Below are 1,166 nucleotides of genomic sequence, written 5' to 3'. Positions count from 1 at the left end.
CGGAACCCCTGAACAGTCCTGTTCAGGGGTTCCGATGCTTAACCCGGAACCTTCGGGAACCGCACGGCCCCCGGCACACGCCGGGGGCCGCGCGCCGTTAACCCGGATTTCCGGCCCCTGCCGGCACGGCCGAAGACAAAAGTCCAGCTGCACGCTTGGATCCGGTCTAACCTCCGCCGTTGGTTCAACTGCCCGGTTCCTGTATAGGTTATTTCCATGACTGCGCAACTTTTGCCCATGCCCACGAAGGATATGCCTGCCTGGTTGGTTTCCATCAAAGCCGAATACGTCGCAAGCCGCATGGAGGCCGGCAAATCCGCCGCCGAGGCGAACGCCGCAGCCAGCAAGAGCTTCGCCCACCACTTCCCGAAGGGGAAGCCTCGGGAGCAACACCTGGTTTACAACGTGGTTGCAGAGGATGCGATTGTTGGATACCTCTGGATCGGACCGCAAACCGATGCCGATGCCGGCAAGTGGTGGGTCTGGGACGTTGAGATCTTTGAATCTTTCCAGCGCAGGGGATATGGCAGGGATGCGATGCTTCTGGCCGAGCACGAAGCGAAATCGTTCGGGGCAGTTCAGCTGGGGCTGAATGTGTTTGGCTACAACACCGGCGCCCGCAAGCTATATGAGGCCCTGGGCTACGCAACCACGTCCATTCACATGGCGAAGCAGCTGTGAACGACGAAGGTGTTATTGTGACTACCCTCATAGGCGAGATACCACGTTTTGGTTCGCGCAGGGCTGCGCGTTCCGCTATAGTTATTGATGAAGAACCACAGCACTTGTTGTGACTCGATAAAGCCACCAGTACTCCTGAATAAGGAATACGCGGTAATAGAGTTACGGCGGTCATAGCGTGGGGGAAACGCCCGGTCCCATACCGAACCCGGAAGCTAAGACCCACTGCGCCGATGGTACTGCACTCGGGAGGGTGTGGGAGAGTAGGTCACCGCCGGACATAACGTCCCGGAACCCCTGAACAGAATTGTTCAGGGGTTCCGATGTTTAACGGCCACATTCAAAATGGGCGCGCGGCTATTCGTGGCATATAGGACAAAAAGTGTGTCTGCCCCGGGTGTGTCACCCGGGGCTTTGTCATGTCAGGGCACGGTTTAGCAGGGTCTGCCGGCCCATCCCTTCCTGGCCCAAAGCCCTTCCTCCGG

At 58.6% G+C, this 1,166-nt stretch carries 1 protein-coding gene and 1 rRNA gene; both read left to right on the top strand.

The window, feature by feature from the left end; translation table 11 throughout:
* Window positions 1–216: 216 nt before the first annotated feature.
* Window positions 217–681, top strand: coding sequence for a GNAT family N-acetyltransferase (locus ACIPVK_RS21760; protein WP_407614065.1), 465 nt, complete (start codon window positions 217–219; stop codon window positions 679–681).
* Window positions 682–844: 163 nt separating this feature from the next.
* Window positions 845–961 (top strand): 5S ribosomal RNA (gene rrf / locus ACIPVK_RS21755).
* The last annotated feature ends 205 nt before the right edge of the window (window positions 962–1,166 follow it).

Origin of the sequence: Paeniglutamicibacter sp. MACA_103 (assembly GCF_045798555.1) — a bacterium.
Taxonomy (GTDB): domain Bacteria; phylum Actinomycetota; class Actinomycetes; order Actinomycetales; family Micrococcaceae; genus Paeniglutamicibacter.
The sequence above is the reverse complement of the archived record's forward strand: the minus strand, read 5'-3'. Positions and strand labels throughout refer to the sequence as shown.